Source organism: Gemmiger formicilis (genome assembly GCF_016901605.1).
Classification (GTDB): domain Bacteria; phylum Bacillota; class Clostridia; order Oscillospirales; family Ruminococcaceae; genus Gemmiger; species Gemmiger formicilis_B.
Window position 1 is genome coordinate 1 of record NZ_JACJKP010000525.1, and the last position, 346, is coordinate 346.

1 protein-coding gene is annotated in these 346 nt (G+C 58.7%); it reads left to right on the forward strand.

The genetic code is table 11. From position 1 onward, the window contains the following. Positions 1 to 14: 14 nt before the first annotated feature. On the forward strand, positions 15 to 346 hold a 332-nt coding region (locus tag H6B10_RS15765; protein WP_204652396.1), incomplete at its 3' end, for a UTRA domain-containing protein.

The window sequence follows — 346 nt, forward strand, 5'->3', positions numbered from 1 at the left end:
TGGAATTTTACAAAATGATCCGGGCTTCCGGCCGTGTGCCCCACAGTGACCACCTGATGGTCACCCGGGAAACCGCGCCGCCGCATCTGGCACAGCGCCTGGAACTGCCGCCGGGTGAGCCGCAGACGCTGGTATTTGTACAGCGCCGTGTGCTGGCCGACGACATTCCGGTTTTGTATTCCACCGATATCCTGCCGCTGTCGTTGTTCAACGGTCAGCGTCTGGACACCCTGGATTTTACCAAATCTATTTTTGAGATTGTGGCAAATGTCTGCCACCAGGAAGTGACCAAAACCCTGGCCCATGTACACGCCGTGACCGGCAGCCCGGCCATCCGGCGGCAGTT